Genomic DNA, 18,497 nt, shown 5'->3' with positions numbered 1-18,497 from the left:
GCGTAGTGACGGGTAGCGGTGTCGTATTCTACGTGGGAGGTGTTGATGGTGATACCACGCTCACGCTCTTCCGGCGCCTTGTCGATCTGGTCGAAGGCGAAAGCTTTACCACCGAAGTGCTTGGCCAGCACGTTGGTGATGGCGGCGGTCAGGGTGGTTTTACCGTGGTCAACGTGGCCGATGGTGCCGACGTTTACGTGCGGTTTATTACGCTCAAATTTTTCTTTAGACACGACGTAGTCCTTCTAGGTTAAACCCGCCTACCGTCGTAGGCGGGGAATCTTAAATTACTTGGATTTGCGCTCTTCGATCACGGCCTGGGCGACGTTAGTCGGGGCATCGTGATACTTGGCGAATTCCATGGCGTAGGAAGCACGACCCTGGGTAGCAGAACGCAGGGAGGTGGCGTAACCGAACATTTCGGCCAGCGGCACCAGAGCACGTACGATCTTGCCGGACGGGCCATCTTCCATGCCTTCGATCAGGCCGCGACGACGGTTCAGGTCACCGATAACGTCGCCCATGTAGTCTTCCGGAGTCTCGACTTCGACCTTCATGATCGGCTCGAGCAGTACCGGGTTGGCCTTCATGAAGCCAGCCTTGAACGCCAGAGAAGCAGCGATCTTGAACGCCAGTTCGGAAGAGTCGACATCGTGGTAAGAACCGAAGTGCAGACGCACGCCCAGATCCATTACCGGATAGCCTGCCAGCGGGCCGGACTTCAGCTGCTCGCGGATACCCTTGTCAACACCCGGGATGAATTCGCCCGGAATCACGCCACCCTTGATGTCGTTGACGAACTCGTAGGCTTTGCCTTCTTCCAGCGGGTACATGTCGATAACGACGTGACCGTACTGACCACGACCACCGGACTGCTTGGCGTGCTTACCTTCGATATCCTTGACGGTGTTACGAATGGTTTCACGGTAGGCAACCTGCGGCTTACCTACGTTCGCTTCTACCTTGAACTCGCGACGCATACGGTCAACGATGATGTCCAGGTGCAGCTCACCCATACCGGCGATGATGGTTTGGCCAGACTCTTCGTCGGTCCATACGCGGAAGGACGGATCTTCCTGAGCCAGACGGCCCAGTGCCAGACCCATCTTCTCCTGGTCGGCCTTGGATTTCGGCTCAACGGCGATGGAGATTACCGGCTCCGGGAATTCCATACGCTCTAGGATGATCGGTGCGTTCTCGTCACACAGGGTATCACCGGTGGTGACGTCCTTCAGGCCGATGGCAGCAGCGATGTCGCCTGCGCGAACTTCTTTGATCTCTTCACGCTTGTTGGCGTGCATCTGAACGATACGGCCAAAACGCTCGCGCTTCTCTTTAACGGAGTTCAGCACGGAGTCACCGGAGTTAACCACACCGGAGTAAACGCGGAAGAAGGTCAGGTTGCCCACGAACGGGTCGGTAGCAATCTTGAACGCCAGAGCAGAGAACGGCTCGTCATCGGAAGCGTGACGCTCGTCTTTGGTCTCGCCATCCAGCTTCAGACCGTCGATCGCAGCAACGTCGGTCGGTGCCGGCAGATACTCGATCACGGCATCCAGCATGGCCTGTACGCCCTTGTTCTTGAACGCGGAGCCACAGGTAACCAGGATGATTTCGTTGTTCAGAACACGCTGACGAAGAGCTTTCTTGATCTCTTCCTCGGTCAGTTCTTCACCACCCAGGTATTTTTCCATCAGGTCTTCAGACGCTTCAGCAGCGGCTTCAACCAGGTTCATGCGCATTTCTTGCGCTTGTTCCAGCAGCTCGGCCGGCACGTCTTCGTAATCGAAGGAAACGCCCTGGTCAGCTTCGCTCCAGTTGATGGCTTTCATCTTGACCAGGTCGATAACGCCCTTGAAGTTCTCTTCTGAACCGATATTCAGTTGCAGCGGAACCGGGTTACCTTTCAGACGGGTCTTGATGTGCTCAACGCAGCGCAGGAAGTTGGCACCGGTACGGTCCATCTTGTTGACGAACGCGATACGGGGAACCTTGTACTTGTTAGCCTGACGCCATACGGTTTCAGACTGGGGCTGTACGCCACCTACGGCACAGTACACCATCACGGCGCCATCCAGAACACGCATGGAGCGCTCTACTTCGATAGTAAAGTCAACGTGGCCCGGGGTATCGATGATGTTGATACGGTGCGGTTGGAACTGTTTACCCATACCGGACCAGAAAGCGGTGGTCGCGGCGGAGGTGATGGTGATACCACGCTCTTGTTCCTGTTCCATCCAGTCCATGGTGGCAGCGCCATCGTGAACTTCACCGATCTTGTGACTTACACCGGTGTAAAACAGAACGCGCTCGGTAGTAGTAGTCTTACCGGCGTCGATGTGAGCGGAGATACCGATATTACGATAACGCTCAATGGGGGTTGTACGAGCCATTGTCATCCTCTTACTAGGGCACTTGTCCCCAGATAATTGAAGGTGCGCAGAGCCAAAAGACCCTGCGCAAGCGGATTACCAGCGGAAGTGAGCGAAGGCCTTGTTCGCTTCAGCCATACGGTGAACGTCTTCACGTTTCTTGACAGACGAACCCTTATTGTCAGCGGCATCCAGCAGCTCGCCAGCCAAACGCTGAGCCATTGATTTTTCACCACGTTTACGAGCGGCATCAACCAACCAGCGCATTGCCAGGGCATTGCGACGAACCGGACGAACTTCTACCGGTACCTGATAGGTTGCACCACCGACACGACGAGATTTAACCTCGACGGCCGGACGAATGTTGTCCAGGGCTTCTTCGAATACGGCCAGGTGCTCTTTGCCAGTCTTGGTGGCAATGATGTCCAGCGCACCATATACGATGGCTTCGGAAACAGATTTCTTACCGTCAACCATTACTACGTTGACGAATTTAGCCAGCAGCTCTGATCCGAACTTGGGATCCGGCAGGATTTTACGCTGACCAACAACACGACGTCTTGGCATTTCAAATTCTCCGTAACTTCAGGGGTTACCCAAAACTAGAAAGTTATCTAACTAGAAACGAATTAACGTTTGGCCTTACTTAACGGAGAACCATTAAGCTTTCGGACGCTTCACGCCGTACTTGGAGCGAGCCTGCTTACGGTCTTTAACACCGGCACAGTCCAACGCACCACGAACGGTGTGGTAACGAACACCTGGCAAGTCTTTTACACGACCGCCACGGATCAGAACAACAGAGTGCTCTTGCAGGTTGTGACCTTCACCGCCGATGTAGGAGGTGACTTCGAAGCCGTTGGTCAGACGTACACGGCACACTTTACGCAGTGCAGAGTTAGGCTTCTTCGGGGTGGTGGTGTATACACGAGTGCACACGCCACGCTTCTGAGGGCACGCTTCCAGCGCCGGCACGTTGCTTTTCACAACGAGCTTGATGCGTGGCTTGCGAACCAACTGGTTAATAGTTGCCATCAAAAGGCTCCTGATAATGACTTCATAAACATGTGAAAAATCCTCCCCGCAGATACGGGGACGCGAAATTTTATGCCCTGTTGTCAAGGGAGTCAAGATTTATACAATCCGTGTCGGGAACGGCACGGCAGAATGTGTGTAAAGGCACGGTAAGTCACTGAAATTATTTTATAAAAACAGTTTCTAGCCACCCCAGGTCTGCGGTGAGCCTTTTTCGGCGATCAGCGCGACCAGGTCGGCCATCTCCAAATCCATCCCGATCCGTGACTGCAACCCCCTCGCCTGCAGGTCCTCCCGCATCACGTAGAGCGGAACGCCTGTCAGCCGCTCGCTCCACAACGGGGCCGTTGCCGCGACGACGGCGTCCTGCATCAGCACCAACACATCGTCAGGCTGGCGATAGGCCAGTGCCTGCTCCAGCTCCCGACTCTGGAAGGGAGAAGTCAATATCAGCTGTATCATGGCTACCTCAAAAACAGATGTGGGTGCTGCAGTCGCCCCACTGACGACGAATGTCGGATCGGGAGAGACCGATCACCGGGATCAGCAGCTCCTCGGGGGTCAGCCCCCGTTCCGCCAACGAGTCGGTACACACATAGACCTCTTCGATGTCGTACAGCTCGAGCATCTTGAAGGTCGGCGCATAGTGACGCTGCAAGATGGTCTGCGGCTGCTGGTCCTTGAGCAATTGCAGCACGCCGTCCTCGATGAGAAACAGCGCCAGCGACTCCGTCATGGCAGACGTGGCCAGCAGGGCGTCGAGACCTTCCCGGCCAGCCGCAGTACCATGAGGCCCGCGCCGGCAAATGAACGCTATCTTGTGCATGCTTCCCCCCCTAGAACTGGACAAAGCGATCGGCGGTCAGGCTGGCTTCCGCCAGCTGGCCCAACCCGCTCAGGCAAAAGGGCGCTTCCAGATTGAACTGCGCTCTGCCCATCCCCTTGGCTTCCTGCTCATCCAGTACACCACGACGCATGGCCGCCGCCACGCACACGTCGATACGGATCCCCTGCTGGATGGCGAGCTCGCGCCACAGGGCGACCAGGTTGCTCTCATCGGAGGCGGGAGCATGCAGACCGTTGCCGTTGCAGACCCCATCCTGATAGAAAAACAGGTGAGACAGTCGATGACCCTGTTCGATGACGCTCAGGGCAAAGCGATAGGCCGTGCTGGCCGACTGGGTACCATAGGCCGGCCCCGTCACCAGCAAGGCGAAATTGAGACTCATATCCGGACTCCTGCGCATGTATCAGCCCATTCTACGCCAAATACGAAAAAGCCCCTCCTGGGAGGGGCTCTTCGTACCGCCTTGGATCAGACGTAAGCGATGGCTTCGACTTCAACCAGCACGTCCTTGGGCAGGCGCGCCACTTCCACGCAGGAGCGGGCCGGGGCCGATTCACCGAAGTAACGGGCATAAACCTGGTTGAAGGCAACAAAGTTGTTCATGTCGCTGAGGAAACAGGTGGTCTTCAGCACCTTGCTGGTGTCGGCACCCGCTGCCTTCAATACTGCAACCAGGTTCTTCATCACCTGCTCGGCCTGAGCCTCGATACCGCCAGCCACGATCTCCATGGTGGCCGGATCGAGCGGGATCTGCCCTGAGGTGAAGACCAGCTCGCCCAGTTTGGTGGCCTGAACATATGGACCAATTGCGGCAGGAGCCTTGTCGGTTGCAATAACTTCTTTAGCCATTCTTATCTATCCCCTTCTATGGCGCTTATTCGTTTTCGTCTTCACCCTGCTTGCGCTGTCGGATGTACAGATAAACGGTGTGTTTGGAAATATTCAGTTTGTCGGCGACCAGGTTGATCGAGTCCTTGATATCAAATATGCCCTTCTCGAACAACTGGGTCACGATAAACCTGTTTTTGGCATTGTTGGCAACGGTCGGATCGCGGTTGATTTCGTCGATGGTGTTGTCCACCGTCTGGGCAACCAGCTCTTCCACACTGTTGGCAAAGGTCTCCGGCGACTGACGCTCGACTTGTTGCGGCGTCGGGAAGAACTCGGCGACAAACTCGTGAAAAGGCGCATTGATGTGCAGGTTGATGCAGATAAGGCCGATCACCTGTCTGTCACTGTTTCTGATGGCGATGGTGCTCGACTTCATCAGGGCGCCGGTGCGGCTGCGAGCAAAATAGCTCTGGGTGTAATCCTGGCCGGTATTCTCTATGTCCTTGAGCATACGCAGCGCGAGATCGGTAATGGGGGCCCCCTCATTACGTCCCGTATTGAACCCGTTGGCAATCTTGATCACGGACTCGTGCAGATTTTCCAGAGAGTGGAGCACCACTTCACAGTGCTTGCCGAACAGCTCAGCCAAGCCGTCGATAAGCCCATCGTATGAGCGCAACAATTCCCTGTCTTCGTCTGTAAAAGTGCGACCGATCAGTTGCTCTTCGGGAAGCATCACTTCCTCGATACCGACAGTCATGTTCTACCCCTGTAATACCCATTCAACTTTCCCGAGTTTTCAGTTGCGTGGGTTCAATGTCAACTTTTTTTGATTTTTTACTCCGCAACCTTGCTCTGGATCATCCGAATACCCGCGTGGCATCTGGCTTTGACGAGAAAACAGCCAATAAAAAGGGCCCCATGAAGGGGCCCTTTTTCAATCACTGCAGCAGAAGATTACTCTTCGTCAAAGCTGCCGGCTGCGTTGAGCAGATCCGCCAGGTTTTGCTGAGCTTCATCGGCAGTCACCTGCGGTGCGGCAACGGCACGAGCGGCTGCGGCACGCTGGTTGATCCGGCTGTGGTGGTAGGCAAAGCCGGTACCAGCCGGGATCAGACGACCCACGATCACGTTCTCTTTCAGGCCACGCAGTTCGTCACGCTTGCCGCCAACGGCAGCTTCGGTCAGCACGCGGGTGGTTTCCTGGAAGGACGCCGCGGAGATGAAGGACTCGGTGCTCAGAGATGCCTTGGTAATACCCATCAGGATGTGACGGTAGGTGGCCGGAGTCTTGCCCTCGGCAACCAGCTTACGGTTGGCAATCTTCACGCGAGCCACTTCAACCTGTTCGCCTTCGATCAGGTCGGTGTCGCCAGCAGTCAGGATCTCGCACTTGCGCAGCATCTGACGAACGATGACTTCGATGTGCTTGTCGTTGATCTTAACGCCTTGCAGACGGTAAACGTCCTGCACTTCGTTGGCGATGTAGTTGGCGACCGGGCTGATACCGCGCAGACGCAGGATGTCGTGAGCAGACTCAGGACCGTCCGCCAGCACTTCACCCTTCTCAACTTTTTCACCTTCGAACACGTTCAGGTTACGCCACTTCGGAATCATCTCCTCGTAGACGTCGCCACCATCGGTCGGGGTGATGACCAGACGGCGTTTGCCCTTGGTCTCTTTCCCGAAGGAGATGGTACCGGAGATCTCGGCCAGGATGGCCGGCTCTTTCGGTTGACGTGCTTCAAACAGATCCGCAACGCGCGGCAGACCACCGGTGATGTCCTTGGTACCGCCGGACTCTTGCGGGATACGCGCTACCGCGTCACCCACGCCCACGTTGGCACCATCTTCCAGGTTCACGATCGCCTTGCCCGGCAGGAAGTACTGGGCGGCTACATCGGTACCCGGGATCATCACGTCCTTGCCGTTCAGGTCGACCAGTTTCACGGTCGGACGCATCTCTTTACCGGCGCTCGGACGCTCGTTGACGTCCAGCACGACGATGGAGGAGAGACCGGTCAGCTCGTCGGTCTGACGAGTAATGGTCACGCCGTCGATCATGTGTTCGAAGTGCAGGCGACCCGCCACTTCGGTGATGATCGGGTGAGTGTGCGGATCCCAGTTGGCGACGGTTTCACCGGCGCTCACGGCCTGGCCATCCTTCACTTCCAGCACGGCACCGTAAGGTAGCTTGTGGCTTTCCTTGGTACGGCCCATCTCGTCCATGATGGTCAGTTCGGTAGAACGAGAGGTGATAACCAGTTTGTCGTCGCTGTTGTGAACGAACTTGGCGTTCTGCAGCTTGATGCTACCGGTGTTCTTGACCTGGATGCTGCTCTCGGCAGCGGCACGGGATGCGGCACCACCGATGTGGAAGGTACGCATCGTCAGCTGGGTACCCGGTTCACCGATGGACTGGGCGGCGATAACACCGACAGCCTCACCCTTGTTAACCAGGTGACCACGGGCCAGATCACGGCCGTAGCAGTGAGCACAGTTACCGAAGTCGGTCTCACAGGTGATGGCAGAACGTACCTTCACGCGGTCGACGGAGTTGCGCTCCAGCAGGTCACACTGCTGCTCGTCGAGCAGGGTGTTGCGTGCTACCAGCACTTCATCTTCGGTACCCGGCTTGATCACGTCATCGGCAACCACACGGCCCAGCACGCGCTCACGCAGCGGCTCGACCACGTCGCCACCCTCGATCAGCGGAGTCATCCACAGACCTTCGGTAGTGCCGCAATCATCCTCGGTGATCACCATGTCCTGTGCCACGTCTACCAGACGACGAGTCAGGTAACCGGAGTTCGCAGTCTTCAGTGCGGTATCCGCCAGACCCTTACGAGCACCGTGAGTGGAGATGAAGTACTGCAGTACGTTCAGACCTTCGCGGAAGTTCGCGACGATCGGGGTCTCGATGATGGAGCCATCCGGCTTGGCCATTAGGCCACGCATACCGGCCAGCTGACGAATCTGGGCTGCGGAACCCCGCGCACCGGAGTCGGCCATCATGAAGATGCTGTTGAACGAGGCCTGCTCTTCTTCTTCACCCAGCGAGTTGACGTTACGCTCTTTGGACAAGTTCTCCATCATGGCCTTGGATACACGCTCGTTGGCGCTGGCCCAGATATCGATAACCTTGTTGTAACGTTCGCCCGCAGTCACCAGACCGGACAGGAACTGATCCTGGATCTCGGCAACTTCGGCTTCGGCAGAAGCGATGATGTCCTTCTTGGCATCCGGGATGACCATGTCATCGATACCAACGGACGCACCGGACAGGGCCGCGTAGTGGAAACCGGTATACATCAGCTGGTCAGCGAAGATGACGGTGTCCTTCAGGCCCTGCTTGCGATAGCAGGTGTTCAGCAGACGAGAGATAAGCTTCTTGCCCAGCGCCTTGTTGGAGACGCACTTGATCCAGTTCTGCGGGTTGGCATCCAGATCAGCCTGTTCGGCGGCAGTCAGCACCTTCGGCTCGTCGATCAGGGCGTATTCCATGCCTTTCGGCAGGATCAGGCTCAGGATCGCACGACCAACGGTGGTGTTCTTCATCTCGGTCTTGGCAACCAGTTCACCGGCTTCGTTCTTCACGTACTCGGTGATGCGGCACTTGACGCGCGCATGCAGGTCGGCCAGGCCGGCACGATAGACCTTCTCAGCCTCTTTCGGACCGGACAGCACCATACCTTCGCCCTTGGCGGCGATACGGGCACGGGTCATGTAGTACAGACCCAAGACCACGTCCTGAGACGGAACGATGATCGGCTCACCGGAGGCAGGCGACAGGATGTTGTTGGTGGACATCATCAGCGCGCGAGCTTCCAGCTGGGCTTCCAGGGTCAGCGGTACGTGGACCGCCATCTGGTCACCGTCGAAGTCCGCGTTATAGGCGGCACAGACGAGCGGGTGCAGCTGGATGGCCTTGCCTTCGATCAGGGTCGGCTCGAACGCCTGGATACCCAGACGGTGCAGAGTCGGTGCACGGTTCAACAGGACCGGGTGTTCGCGGATCACTTCGTCCAGGATGTCCCAAACGACAGCTTCTTCGCGCTCAACCATCTTCTTGGCGGCCTTGATGGTGGTCGCCAGGCCGCGGGTTTCCAGCTTGCCATAGATGAACGGCTTGAACAGTTCCAGCGCCATCTTCTTCGGCAGACCGCACTGATGCAGGCGCAGGGTCGGACCTACGGTGATAACGGAACGACCGGAGTAGTCGACACGCTTACCGAGCAGGTTCTGACGGAAACGACCTTGCTTACCCTTGATCATGTCGGCCAGGGATTTCAGCGGGCGCTTGTTGGAGCCGGTGATGGCACGGCCACGACGGCCGTTGTCCAGCAGGGCATCCACGGACTCTTGCAACATGCGCTTTTCGTTGCGCACGATGATGTCCGGTGCAGCCAGATCCAGCAGACGCTTCAGACGGTTGTTACGGTTGATCACGCGACGGTACAGATCGTTCAGATCGGAGGTCGCGAAACGGCCGCCGTCCAGCGGTACCAGCGGACGCAGGTCCGGCGGCAGCACGGGCAGCACTGTCATGATCATCCACTCCGGCTTGTTGCCGGACTGCAGGAAGGCTTCCATCAGCTTCAGACGCTTGGTGGTCTTCTTGCGCTTGGTCTCGGAGTTGGTCTGATCCAGCTCTTCGCGCATGGTGCGCACTTCGCCTTCCAGATCGATGGCGCGCAGCAATGCCAGGATTGCTTCGGCACCCATCTTGGCGTCGAATTCGTCGCCCCACTCTTCCAGTGCGTCCAGGTAGTTCTCTTCGGACAGCATCTGGCTGCGCTCGAGGTTGGTCATGCCGGGTTCGATCACTACATAGGATTCGAAATACAGCACACGCTCGATGTCACGCAGGGTCATGTCCAGCAGCAGGCCGATACGGGACGGCAGGGACTTCAGGAACCAGATGTGGGCAGTCGGGCTGGCCAGCTCGATGTGGCCCATACGCTCACGACGGACCTTGGTCTGGGTCACTTCTACGCCGCACTTCTCACAGATCACACCACGGTGTTTCAGGCGCTTGTACTTGCCGCACAGACACTCGTAGTCCTTCACCGGTCCGAAGATACGGGCGCAGAACAGACCATCACGCTCCGGCTTGAAAGTCCGGTAGTTGATGGTCTCAGGCTTTTTGACCTCACCGAATGACCAGGAGCGGATCATGTCAGGAGAGGCCAGACCGATCTTGATACTGTCAAACTCTTCGGTCTTGGTCTGAGCCTTCAAAAACTTGAGTAAGTCTTTCACGTGTTTCCCCTGTCAGGAGTCTAACCTCGGCGCCCCTCTCGGGGCGCCCACGTCAATTCTCGAACAATAAGAGCGAGCTCTTACTCTTCGTCCAGCTCGATGTTGATACCCAGAGAGCGGATTTCCTTCAGCAATACGTTGAAGGATTCGGGCATGCCCGGCTCCATACGGTGGTCGCCATCCACGATGTTCTTGTACATCTTGGTACGGCCATTCACATCGTCAGACTTGACGGTCAGCATCTCCTGCAGGGTATATGCCGCACCGTAAGCCTCCAGGGCCCACACTTCCATCTCACCGAAACGCTGACCACCGAACTGTGCCTTACCACCCAGCGGCTGCTGGGTAACCAGGCTGTAAGAGCCGGTAGAACGCGCGTGCATCTTGTCGTCTACCAGGTGGTTCAGCTTCAGCATGTACATGTAACCCACGGTGACCTTACGCTCGAAGGCGTTGCCGGTACGACCGTCGAACAGGGCGATCTGACCGGATTCCGGCAGGTCGGCCAGCTTCAGCAGGGCCTTGATTTCACGCTCTTTGGCGCCATCAAATACCGGAGTTGCCACCGGCAGACCCTTGCGCAGGTTACCGACCAGGGTACGTACGTCGTCGTCGGACAGCTCGGCCACGTTCACTTGCTGGGTGTCTTTCTCGCCCAGGTCATAGACCTGTTGCAGGAAGTCACGCATCTCGTGCAGCTCGCGCTGTTCCTTGACCATGCGGTCGATCTTCTCGCCGATACCCTTGGCCGCGAGGCCCAGGTGCACTTCGAGGATCTGACCGATGTTCATACGGGACGGTACGCCCAACGGGTTCAGTACGATGTCGACCGGACGGCCGTACTCGTCATGGGGCATATCCTCGACCGGACAGATCTTGGAGATAACACCCTTGTTCCCGTGACGACCCGCCATCTTGTCACCCGGCTGGATGCGACGCTTGACGGCCAGATAGACCTTGACGATCTTCAGTACGCCCGGCGCCAGGTCATCGCCCTGGATGATCTTGCGACGCTTGTTCTCGAATTTCTTGTCGAACTCGGCCTTCAGCTCAACGTGCTGTTCAGCGATCTGTTCCAGCTCGATTTGCTTGGCTTCATCTTCGATGGCCAGTTCAAACCACTTGGAGCGATCGAGCTTGTTCAGACGGTCTTCGCTGTAACCGGCGGCCAGCAGCAGGTTGCGGGAGCGGCCGAAAATGCCGTCTTCCAGGATCTTGAACTCTTCGGTCAAGTCCTTCTTCGCTTCCTTCAGCTGCATCTCTTCGATTTCTTTGGCGCGCTTGTCTTTTTCCACGCCATCGCGGGTAAAGACCTGCACGTCAACCACGGTACCGTACACACCGTTCGGCACACGCAGGGAAGAGTCCTTCACATCGGACGCCTTCTCACCGAAGATGGCGCGCAGCAGCTTCTCTTCCGGGGTCAGCTGGGTTTCACCTTTCGGGGTCACCTTGCCGACCAGAATGTCGCCGCCCTTCACTTCCGCACCCACGTAGACGATACCGGACTCGTCCAGCTTGGACAGAGCGGCTTCACCCACGTTCGGGATGTCAGCAGTGATCTCTTCCGGACCCAGTTTGGTGTCACGGGAGATACAGGCCAGTTCCTGGATATGAATGGTGGTCAGGCGATCTTCCTGAACAACACGCTCGTTCACCAAGATCGAGTCTTCGAAGTTGTAACCGTTCCACGGCATGAATGCGACGCGCAGGTTCTGACCCAGCGCCAATTCACCCAGGTCGGTGGACGGGCCGTCAGCCAGTACGTCGCCCGCCATGACCGGCTCGCCCAACATCACGCACGGACGCTGGTTGATACAGGTGTTCTGGTTGGAACGGGTGTATTTGGTCAGGCTGTAGATGTCGATGCCGGCTTCGCCAGGCAGCAGCTCATCTTCGTTGACCTTGATAACGATACGGGAGGCATCGACGTAGTCGATCATGCCGCCACGCTTGGCTACTACGGTAACACCGGAGTCAACGGCCACAGCGCGTTCCATACCGGTACCAACCAGCGGCTTGTCGGCGCGCAGAGTCGGTACAGCCTGACGTTGCATGTTTGAACCCATCAATGCGCGGTTCGCGTCATCGTGTTCCAGGAAGGGGATCAGGGCCGCTGCCACAGAGACGATCTGTTGCGGGCTCACGTCCATATACTGGATCTGGTCGGCGTTCATAAAGGTGGATTCACCTTTGTGACGGCACGGGATCAATTCATCTTTCAGACGGCCATCTTCGGTGGTCGCGGCGTTAGCCTGTGCGATCACGTACTTGCCTTCTTCAATAGCAGACAGATAGTCCACTTCGTCGGTGATCACACCGTCAATGACCTTGCGGTACGGGGTCTCGAGGAAACCGTACTCGTTGGTACGAGAGTACACGGACAAGGAGTTGATCAGACCGATGTTCGGACCTTCAGGAGTCTCGATGGGGCACAGACGACCGTAGTGGGTCGGGTGTACGTCTCGAACTTCAAAGCCGGCACGCTCACGAGTCAAACCGCCCGGGCCCAGCGCGGAGATACGGCGCTTGTGGGTTACTTCGGACAGCGGGTTGTTCTGGTCCATGAACTGGGACAGCTGGCTGGAACCAAAGAACTCTTTGACTGCAGCGGAGATCGGCTTGGCGTTGATCAGATCCTGCGGCATCAGGGTGTCCAGGTCGCCCAGGGAGAGACGCTCCTTGACCGCACGCTCGACACGCACCAGACCGACGCGGAACTGGTTCTCGGCCATTTCACCGACAGAACGGATACGACGGTTGCCCAGGTGGTCGATATCGTCCACTTCGTCGTTACCGTTACGGATGTCGATCAGGCGCTTCATCACATCGACGATGTCGTCTTTGGTCAGGGTGCCCACGCCGGTCTCGTCTTCACGAGCCAGACGGCGGTTGAACTTCATCCGACCTACGGTAGACAGATCGTAACGCTCGGAAGAGAAGAACAGGTTCTCGAACAGCTGCTCTGCGGCTTCGCGAGTCGGCGGCTCACCCGGACGCATCATGCGATAGATCTCGACCAGGGCTTCCAGGCGGCTGGAGCTGGAGTCGATACGCAGGGTCTCGGACATGTAGGCACCGTGATCCAGTTCGTTGGTGAACAGAACCTCGAAGTGCTTGAAGCCGGCTTGGGAGAGGTTGGCTACCGCTTCCAGGCTCAGCGCCTGGTTGGCAGTCACTACCATCTCGCCAGTTTGCGGATGTGCGTAGTCCTTGGCAGCAACTTTGCCAACAACATACTCAACCGGTACCTCAATCTGGGTAACGGAATCTTTTTCCAACTGACGGATGTGACGCGCAGTCACTCGACGACCGGTCTCAACCACCACGGCGCCATTGGCCACGATGTCAAAGGTCGCAGTTTCACCACGCAGGCGCTCCGGCACCAGATCCATCATCAGCTTGCCATCTTTGACTTCGAAACCGATGGTCTCGAAGAAGGTGGCCAGAATCTGTTCGGAACTGAAATCCAGGGCACGCAGAATAATGGATGCCGGCAGTTTACGACGACGGTCGATACGGACAAACAGGTTGTCTTTCGCATCGAACTCGAAGTCCAGCCAGGAGCCACGGTAGGGAATAACGCGAGCGTTATACAGCACCTTACCGGATGAATGTGTTTTGCCTTTATCGTGGTCGAAGAAGACGCCCGGGCTGCGGTGCAGCTGAGAGACGATTACCCGCTCGGTACCGTTGATGACAAAGGTGCCGTTTTCGGTCATGAGCGGAATTTCGCCCATGTATACTTCTTGTTCCTTGATGTCTTTGACGGTGCCGGCAGCTGCTTCACGGTCGTACAGAACCATACGAAGCTTGACACGCAGCGGCGCGGAGTAGGTCACTCCACGGATCTGGCATTCTTTTACGTCAAATACCGGCTCACCCAGGCGATAGCTGACATACTGAAGCTCAGCACTACCGGAGTAACTGGTGATCGGGAAAACGCTACGGAAAGCGGCCTCTAGGCCATATTCACCTTCCGGGTCAGCCTCGATGAACTGCTTGAAGGAGTCCAGCTGAATGGACAACAGATAAGGCGTGTCCAGTACCTGGTCTCGCTTACCGAAGTCCTTACGAATGCGTTTTTTTTCGGTATAAGAGTAAACCATAGGGTTCCTCAGCTCGCTGATAAGTGACCCACTCTGTCCCACGGGACAGCTCTGTCTCAACACCGTTTTGTGTTGGCCCGGACGAAAGAAAACAGTCCGGATTGCTGGTGCACCGAGAGTCGTAAACGGTGTGAAATGCTCTCAGTCTACAGCGCAAAAAGGCTGGTGAACAAAAATTCACCAGCCCTAGCCTGTTTTATCAGGCTAATCTACATAAATGCAGATTATTTGATCTCAACAGAAGCACCGGCAGCTTCCAGCTCTTTCTTCAGAGCTTCAGCGTCGTCCTTGGACACGCCTTCCTTCAGGTTAGCCGGGGCAGCTTCTACCAGATCTTTGGCTTCTTTCAGGCCCAGACCGGTAGCGCCACGAACGGCTTTGATAACGGCAACTTTGTTGGCGCCAGCAGCAGTCAGAACTACGTCGAACTCGGTCTTCTCTTCTACTGCTTCAGCAGCAGCCGGGCCGGCCATTACGGCAGCAGCGGCAGAAACACCGAACTTCTCTTCCATAGCTTCGATCAGCTCAACAACTTCCATTACGGACATGGAAGCAACGGCTTCGATGATTTGGTCTTTAGTGATAGACATGACAAAAATTCCTGATGTTGAATAAACTCAAACAGCCTAGATAGGCGAGAATCAAGCAGCAGCTTGTTTCTGGTCGCGAACAGCAGCGATAGTACGAACCAGCTTGCCAGCAGAGGCTTCCTTCATGGTAGCCATCAGCTTCGCAATTGCTTCTTCGTAAGTCGGCAGCGTGGCCAGACGATCAATTTGTGCTGCGGCGATAAACTCACCGTTAAAAGCGCCAGCCTTGATTTCGAACTTTTGGTTCGCTTTGGCAAACTCTTTGAACAGACGAGCGGCAGCGCCCGGGTGTTCGTTAGAGAAAGCAATCAAGGTAGGACCGGTAAATGCGTCGTTCAGGCACTCGTATTCGGTACCTTCTACCGCGCGACGCAGCAGGGTGTTACGCACAACGCGCATGTACACACCAGCTTCACGAGCGGTTTTACGCAGGACGGTCATCTTGTCTACAGTCACGCCGCGAGAATCGGCAATCACTGCAGAAAGAGCGCCTTTGGCAGCTTCGTTGACTTCAGCAACAATTGCCTTTTTGTCTTCGAGTCCCAATGCCATTGGCTTAACTCCTGGATTGAATCCGGGTCAATTGACCCAGTACTGACACATCCCCCCTACCTTTACAACAGAGGGGAACGATGCGGTAGCAGGATTCCAGAAGAGAAAGAATCTTTCTCGCTGGGTTTCCGGCACCGTCTACGCAGGAAGTATTAAGGCCTAGCGGCCTCCTGCGGTCTTGGACGGAGGTCGAAGCCCCCAACCAATCAAGGCGCAAAATCATAGATTAAATTTTGCGCCTTGTAAAATCCATCAATTAGGCCTGAGCTTCCAGAGTAGCTTGGTCTACGGCAACACCGGCACCCATAGTGGTGGAGATGCTTACCTTCTTGATGTACTGACCCTTGGCGGAGGACGGCTTGGCCTTTTTCAAGGCAACCAGCAGAGCTTCCAAGTTCTCTTTCAACTGAACTTCGTTGAAGGAAACTTTGCCCAGGGTAGTGTGAATGATACCGTTCTTGTCGTTACGGTAACGAACCTGACCAGCCTTGGCGTTCTTGACGGCTTCGGCTACGTTCGGGGTTACAGTACCAACTTTCGGGTTCGGCATCAGGCCGCGCGGGCCCAGGATTTGACCCAGTTGACCAACAACGCGCATGGCATCCGGAGATGCGATCACGACGTCGAAGTTCATCTCGCCTTTCTTGACCAGATCGGCCAGGTCATCCATGCCAACCAGCTCAGCACCGGCAGCTTTGGCAGCTTCGGCGTTGGCACCTTGGGTGAACACGGCTACGCGTACATCACGACCGGTACCGTGCGGCAGTACAGTAGCACCACGTACGTTCTGGTCAGATTTACGAGCATCGATACCCAGGTTAACAGCAACGTCAACGCTTTCAACGAACTTGGCGGTAGCCAGTTCTTTCAGCAGGGCAATGGCTTCGTTGATGGAGTACTCTTTGGTACCGTCAACTTTTTCGCGAATAACGCGCATACGCTTGGACAGTTTAGCCATTGTCTTACTCCTCCACTACCAGGCCCATGGAACGAGCGGAGCCGGCGATGCAACGTACTTTTGCATCCAGATCGGCACCGGTCATATCCGGCTCTTTGGTCTTGGCGATTTCTTGCAGCTGGGCAACAGTCACCTTACCAACCTTGTCTTTGTTCGGCTTGGCGGAACCAGACTGGATACCAGCAGCTTTCTTCAGCAGGAAGGAAGCGGGCGGAGTCTTGGTTTCGAAGGTGAAGGAACGGTCGCTGTAAACGGTGATCACGACCGGAGTCGGAGAACCTTTTTCCAGCTTCTCTGTACGAGCGTTGAACGCTTTACAGAATTCCATGATGTTAACACCGTGCTGACCCAGAGCAGGACCAACGGGAGGGCTGGGGTTAGCACTGCCAGCCTTAACTTGCAGCTTGATATAAGCTGTGACTTTCTTAGCCATTACAAAAATACCTCAGAAATGGGTTCTAACGCCTCGGAGACATGCTCCTGCAAACGGCTCCCCAACTAATAAAGGGGCAGCGAATTATAATGACATTCGCTGCCCCTGACAACCGTTAACGAACAGAGTTTAATCAGCCTTTTTCGACCTGACCAAAATCCAGCTCTACCGGCGTAGAACGGCCGAAGATCAGAACGGAGACCTTCACGCGGCTCTTTTCGTAGTCCACCTCTTCAACGGTACCGTTGAAATCGGCGAACGGACCATCGGCAACCCGTACCATCTCACCCGGTTCAAACAGGGTTTTCGGACGCGGCTTGTCGTGGGCATCTTGCAGACGATTGAGGATGGCATCCGCTTCCTTATCGGAGATAGGAGCAGGACGATCAGAGGTGCCACCGATGAAGCCCATGACGCGCGGTACGTTGCGTACCAGGTGCCATGTGGTTTCATCCATGATCATCTGAACCAGGACGTAGCCCGGGAAAAACTTGCGCTCACTCTTGCGCTTCTGGCCAGCACGCATCTCGACCACTTCTTCGGTCGGGACCAGCACTTCACCGAACATGTCTTCCATGCCATGCATCTTGATATGTTCACGCAGGGATTTGGCGACACGGCCTTCATAGCCGGAAAACGCCTGCACGACATACCATCTCATACGCTGTTCACGTTGTTCAGTCATGGCTTATCCTTACACACCGGTAATCAGGTTGACCAACCAGACCAGGGCACCGTCCAGAACGAACAGCAGCAGCCCCATCACGGCAGTCACCGCCAGCACAATCAGGGTTGTCTGAATGGCTTCCTGACGGGTCGGCCATACGACCTTGCGTACTTCCAGGCGAGACTCACGGGCAAATGCCAGTGTTGCCTTTCCCTTGGTGGTTTGCAGGGCTACTGCACCGGCAGCAGCAATGACAACGACCACACCCAGGGCGCGGACGGCAGCGACAACATCGTTGAGCAGGTAATTACCCACTACAGCGGCCGCCAGGATAATGAAAACCAGGCCCCAAAGCAGGGTATCCTTGCTTCCGCCCTGGCTCTCAGAACTAACACTCATACAACCCACCTGTATCTGACGTAACCAAAGACACAAAAGCCCCGTACGAGACGAGGTATATGGCAGGGGCGGCAGGACTCGAACCCGCAACCATCGGTTTTGGAGACCGCTGTTCTACCAATTCGAACTACGCCCCTGCATAAGAAAGCCCCTATTATAGGGGCTTTGCTTTATTTATGTAAGCCAAAGATTAAGCGATAACTTTAGCTACAACACCAGCACCTACGGTACGGCCACCTTCACGGATGGCGAAACGCAGGCCGTCGTCCATTGCGATCGGCGCAATCAGGGTAACAACCATCTTGATGTTGTCGCCCGGCATTACCATCTCTACGCCTTCCGGCAGTTCGATGGTACCGGTCACGTCGGTAGTACGGAAGTAGAACTGCGGACGGTAGCCTTTGAAGAACGGGGTGTGACGACCACCTTCTTCTTTGGACAG

At 56.1% G+C, this 18,497-nt stretch carries 17 protein-coding genes, 1 tRNA gene and 1 pseudogene; all 19 read right to left on the bottom strand.

The genetic code is table 11. The annotated features are described in order from the left end of the window. The coding region (locus CAK78_RS21635) for a GTP-binding protein (protein WP_240041734.1) at positions 1-233 on the bottom strand (233 nt) is incomplete at its 3' end. A gap of 54 nt (positions 234-287) precedes the next feature. Further along, the gene (gene fusA, locus CAK78_RS21630) at positions 288-2,393 is read right to left on the bottom strand and encodes an elongation factor G (protein WP_005306261.1); all 2,106 of its coding nucleotides are present in this window, start codon (positions 2,391-2,393) and stop codon (positions 288-290) included. Between the two features lie 75 nt (positions 2,394-2,468). Next, on the bottom strand, positions 2,469-2,939 hold the full coding sequence (gene rpsG, locus CAK78_RS21625) for a 30S ribosomal protein S7 (RefSeq protein ID WP_005306266.1): 471 nt from the start codon (positions 2,937-2,939) through the stop codon (positions 2,469-2,471). Between the two features lie 93 nt (positions 2,940-3,032). Beyond that, positions 3,033-3,407, bottom strand: coding sequence for a 30S ribosomal protein S12 (rpsL, locus tag CAK78_RS21620; RefSeq protein ID WP_005306278.1), 375 nt, complete (start codon positions 3,405-3,407; stop codon positions 3,033-3,035). A 183-nt stretch (positions 3,408-3,590) separates the two neighbouring features. Further along, a complete protein-coding gene (gene tusB, locus CAK78_RS21615; RefSeq protein WP_005306280.1) occupies positions 3,591-3,869 on the bottom strand; it encodes a sulfurtransferase complex subunit TusB in 279 nt (92 codons plus the stop codon). A 7-nt stretch (positions 3,870-3,876) separates the two neighbouring features. Further along, positions 3,877-4,233 carry a sulfurtransferase complex subunit TusC gene (gene tusC / locus CAK78_RS21610; protein WP_094698654.1) on the bottom strand — a complete coding sequence of 119 codons (357 nt, stop codon included), beginning with the start codon at positions 4,231-4,233 and terminating at the stop codon, positions 3,877-3,879. 10 nt (positions 4,234-4,243) lie between these two features. Beyond that, positions 4,244-4,636: a sulfurtransferase complex subunit TusD gene (tusD, locus tag CAK78_RS21605; RefSeq protein WP_017765117.1), complete on the bottom strand. Its 393-nt coding sequence runs from the start codon at positions 4,634-4,636 to the stop codon at positions 4,244-4,246. 86 nt (positions 4,637-4,722) lie between these two features. Continuing rightward, a complete protein-coding gene (locus tag CAK78_RS21600; protein ID WP_005306289.1) occupies positions 4,723-5,103 on the bottom strand; it encodes a RidA family protein in 381 nt (126 codons plus the stop codon). 25 nt (positions 5,104-5,128) lie between these two features. Then, a complete protein-coding gene (locus CAK78_RS21595; protein WP_010635848.1) occupies positions 5,129-5,845 on the bottom strand; it encodes a helix-turn-helix transcriptional regulator in 717 nt (238 codons plus the stop codon). A 197-nt stretch (positions 5,846-6,042) separates the two neighbouring features. Next, on the bottom strand, positions 6,043-10,347 hold the full coding sequence (gene rpoC, locus CAK78_RS21590; RefSeq protein ID WP_094698653.1) for a DNA-directed RNA polymerase subunit beta': 4,305 nt from the start codon (positions 10,345-10,347) through the stop codon (positions 6,043-6,045). 80 nt (positions 10,348-10,427) lie between these two features. Next, positions 10,428-14,456 (bottom strand): DNA-directed RNA polymerase subunit beta, encoded by a 4,029-nt coding sequence (rpoB, locus tag CAK78_RS21585; protein ID WP_010635847.1) that lies wholly within the window; start codon positions 14,454-14,456, stop codon positions 10,428-10,430. Between the two features lie 224 nt (positions 14,457-14,680). Continuing rightward, positions 14,681-15,046, bottom strand: a complete 366-nt coding sequence (rplL, locus tag CAK78_RS21580; RefSeq protein WP_094698652.1) for a 50S ribosomal protein L7/L12 — start codon at positions 15,044-15,046, stop codon at positions 14,681-14,683. Positions 15,047-15,097: 51 nt separating this feature from the next. Continuing rightward, positions 15,098-15,598: a 50S ribosomal protein L10 gene (gene rplJ, locus CAK78_RS21575; protein WP_005306307.1), complete on the bottom strand. Its 501-nt coding sequence runs from the start codon at positions 15,596-15,598 to the stop codon at positions 15,098-15,100. 256 nt (positions 15,599-15,854) lie between these two features. Beyond that, positions 15,855-16,556, bottom strand: coding sequence for a 50S ribosomal protein L1 (rplA, locus tag CAK78_RS21570; RefSeq protein ID WP_005306309.1), 702 nt, complete (start codon positions 16,554-16,556; stop codon positions 15,855-15,857). 4 nt (positions 16,557-16,560) lie between these two features. Continuing rightward, on the bottom strand, positions 16,561-16,989 hold the full coding sequence (gene rplK / locus CAK78_RS21565) for a 50S ribosomal protein L11 (protein WP_005306313.1): 429 nt from the start codon (positions 16,987-16,989) through the stop codon (positions 16,561-16,563). Positions 16,990-17,122: 133 nt separating this feature from the next. Then, the gene (gene nusG, locus CAK78_RS21560) at positions 17,123-17,674 is read right to left on the bottom strand and encodes a transcription termination/antitermination protein NusG (protein ID WP_005306318.1); all 552 of its coding nucleotides are present in this window, start codon (positions 17,672-17,674) and stop codon (positions 17,123-17,125) included. Between the two features lie 9 nt (positions 17,675-17,683). Then, positions 17,684-18,055 (bottom strand): preprotein translocase subunit SecE, encoded by a 372-nt coding sequence (secE, locus tag CAK78_RS21555; RefSeq protein WP_005306322.1) that lies wholly within the window; start codon positions 18,053-18,055, stop codon positions 17,684-17,686. 60 nt (positions 18,056-18,115) lie between these two features. After that, positions 18,116-18,192: transfer RNA gene (locus tag CAK78_RS21550), tRNA-Trp, on the bottom strand. A gap of 53 nt (positions 18,193-18,245) precedes the next feature. Next, positions 18,246-18,497 (bottom strand): annotated as a pseudogene (tuf, locus tag CAK78_RS21545) (elongation factor Tu); the annotation flags it as partial.

The organism is Aeromonas sp. A35_P (genome assembly GCF_002259925.1).
Classification (GTDB): Bacteria; Pseudomonadota; Gammaproteobacteria; order Enterobacterales; family Aeromonadaceae; genus Aeromonas; species Aeromonas dhakensis.
The sequence above is the reverse complement of the archived record's forward strand: the minus strand, read 5'-3'. Positions and strand labels throughout refer to the sequence as shown.

Coding starts and splice junctions, on each gene's coding strand:
- fusA (WP_005306261.1), bottom strand. CDS start 2,393: ATGGCTCGTACAACCCCCATTGAGCGTTATCGTAATATCGGTATCTCC.
- rpsG (WP_005306266.1), bottom strand. CDS start 2,939: ATGCCAAGACGTCGTGTTGTTGGTCAGCGTAAAATCCTGCCGGATCCC.
- rpsL (WP_005306278.1), bottom strand. CDS start 3,407: ATGGCAACTATTAACCAGTTGGTTCGCAAGCCACGCATCAAGCTCGTT.
- tusB (WP_005306280.1), bottom strand. CDS start 3,869: ATGATACAGCTGATATTGACTTCTCCCTTCCAGAGTCGGGAGCTGGAG.
- tusC (WP_094698654.1), bottom strand. CDS start 4,233: ATGCACAAGATAGCGTTCATTTGCCGGCGCGGGCCTCATGGTACTGCG.
- tusD (WP_017765117.1), bottom strand. CDS start 4,636: ATGAGTCTCAATTTCGCCTTGCTGGTGACGGGGCCGGCCTATGGTACC.
- CAK78_RS21600 (WP_005306289.1), bottom strand. CDS start 5,103: ATGGCTAAAGAAGTTATTGCAACCGACAAGGCTCCTGCCGCAATTGGT.
- CAK78_RS21595 (WP_010635848.1), bottom strand. CDS start 5,845: ATGACTGTCGGTATCGAGGAAGTGATGCTTCCCGAAGAGCAACTGATC.
- rpoB (WP_010635847.1), bottom strand. CDS start 14,456: ATGGTTTACTCTTATACCGAAAAAAAACGCATTCGTAAGGACTTCGGT.
- rplL (WP_094698652.1), bottom strand. CDS start 15,046: ATGTCTATCACTAAAGACCAAATCATCGAAGCCGTTGCTTCCATGTCC.
- rplJ (WP_005306307.1), bottom strand. CDS start 15,598: ATGGCATTGGGACTCGAAGACAAAAAGGCAATTGTTGCTGAAGTCAAC.
- rplA (WP_005306309.1), bottom strand. CDS start 16,556: ATGGCTAAACTGTCCAAGCGTATGCGCGTTATTCGCGAAAAAGTTGAC.
- rplK (WP_005306313.1), bottom strand. CDS start 16,989: ATGGCTAAGAAAGTCACAGCTTATATCAAGCTGCAAGTTAAGGCTGGC.
- nusG (WP_005306318.1), bottom strand. CDS start 17,674: ATGACTGAACAACGTGAACAGCGTATGAGATGGTATGTCGTGCAGGCG.
- secE (WP_005306322.1), bottom strand. CDS start 18,055: ATGAGTGTTAGTTCTGAGAGCCAGGGCGGAAGCAAGGATACCCTGCTT.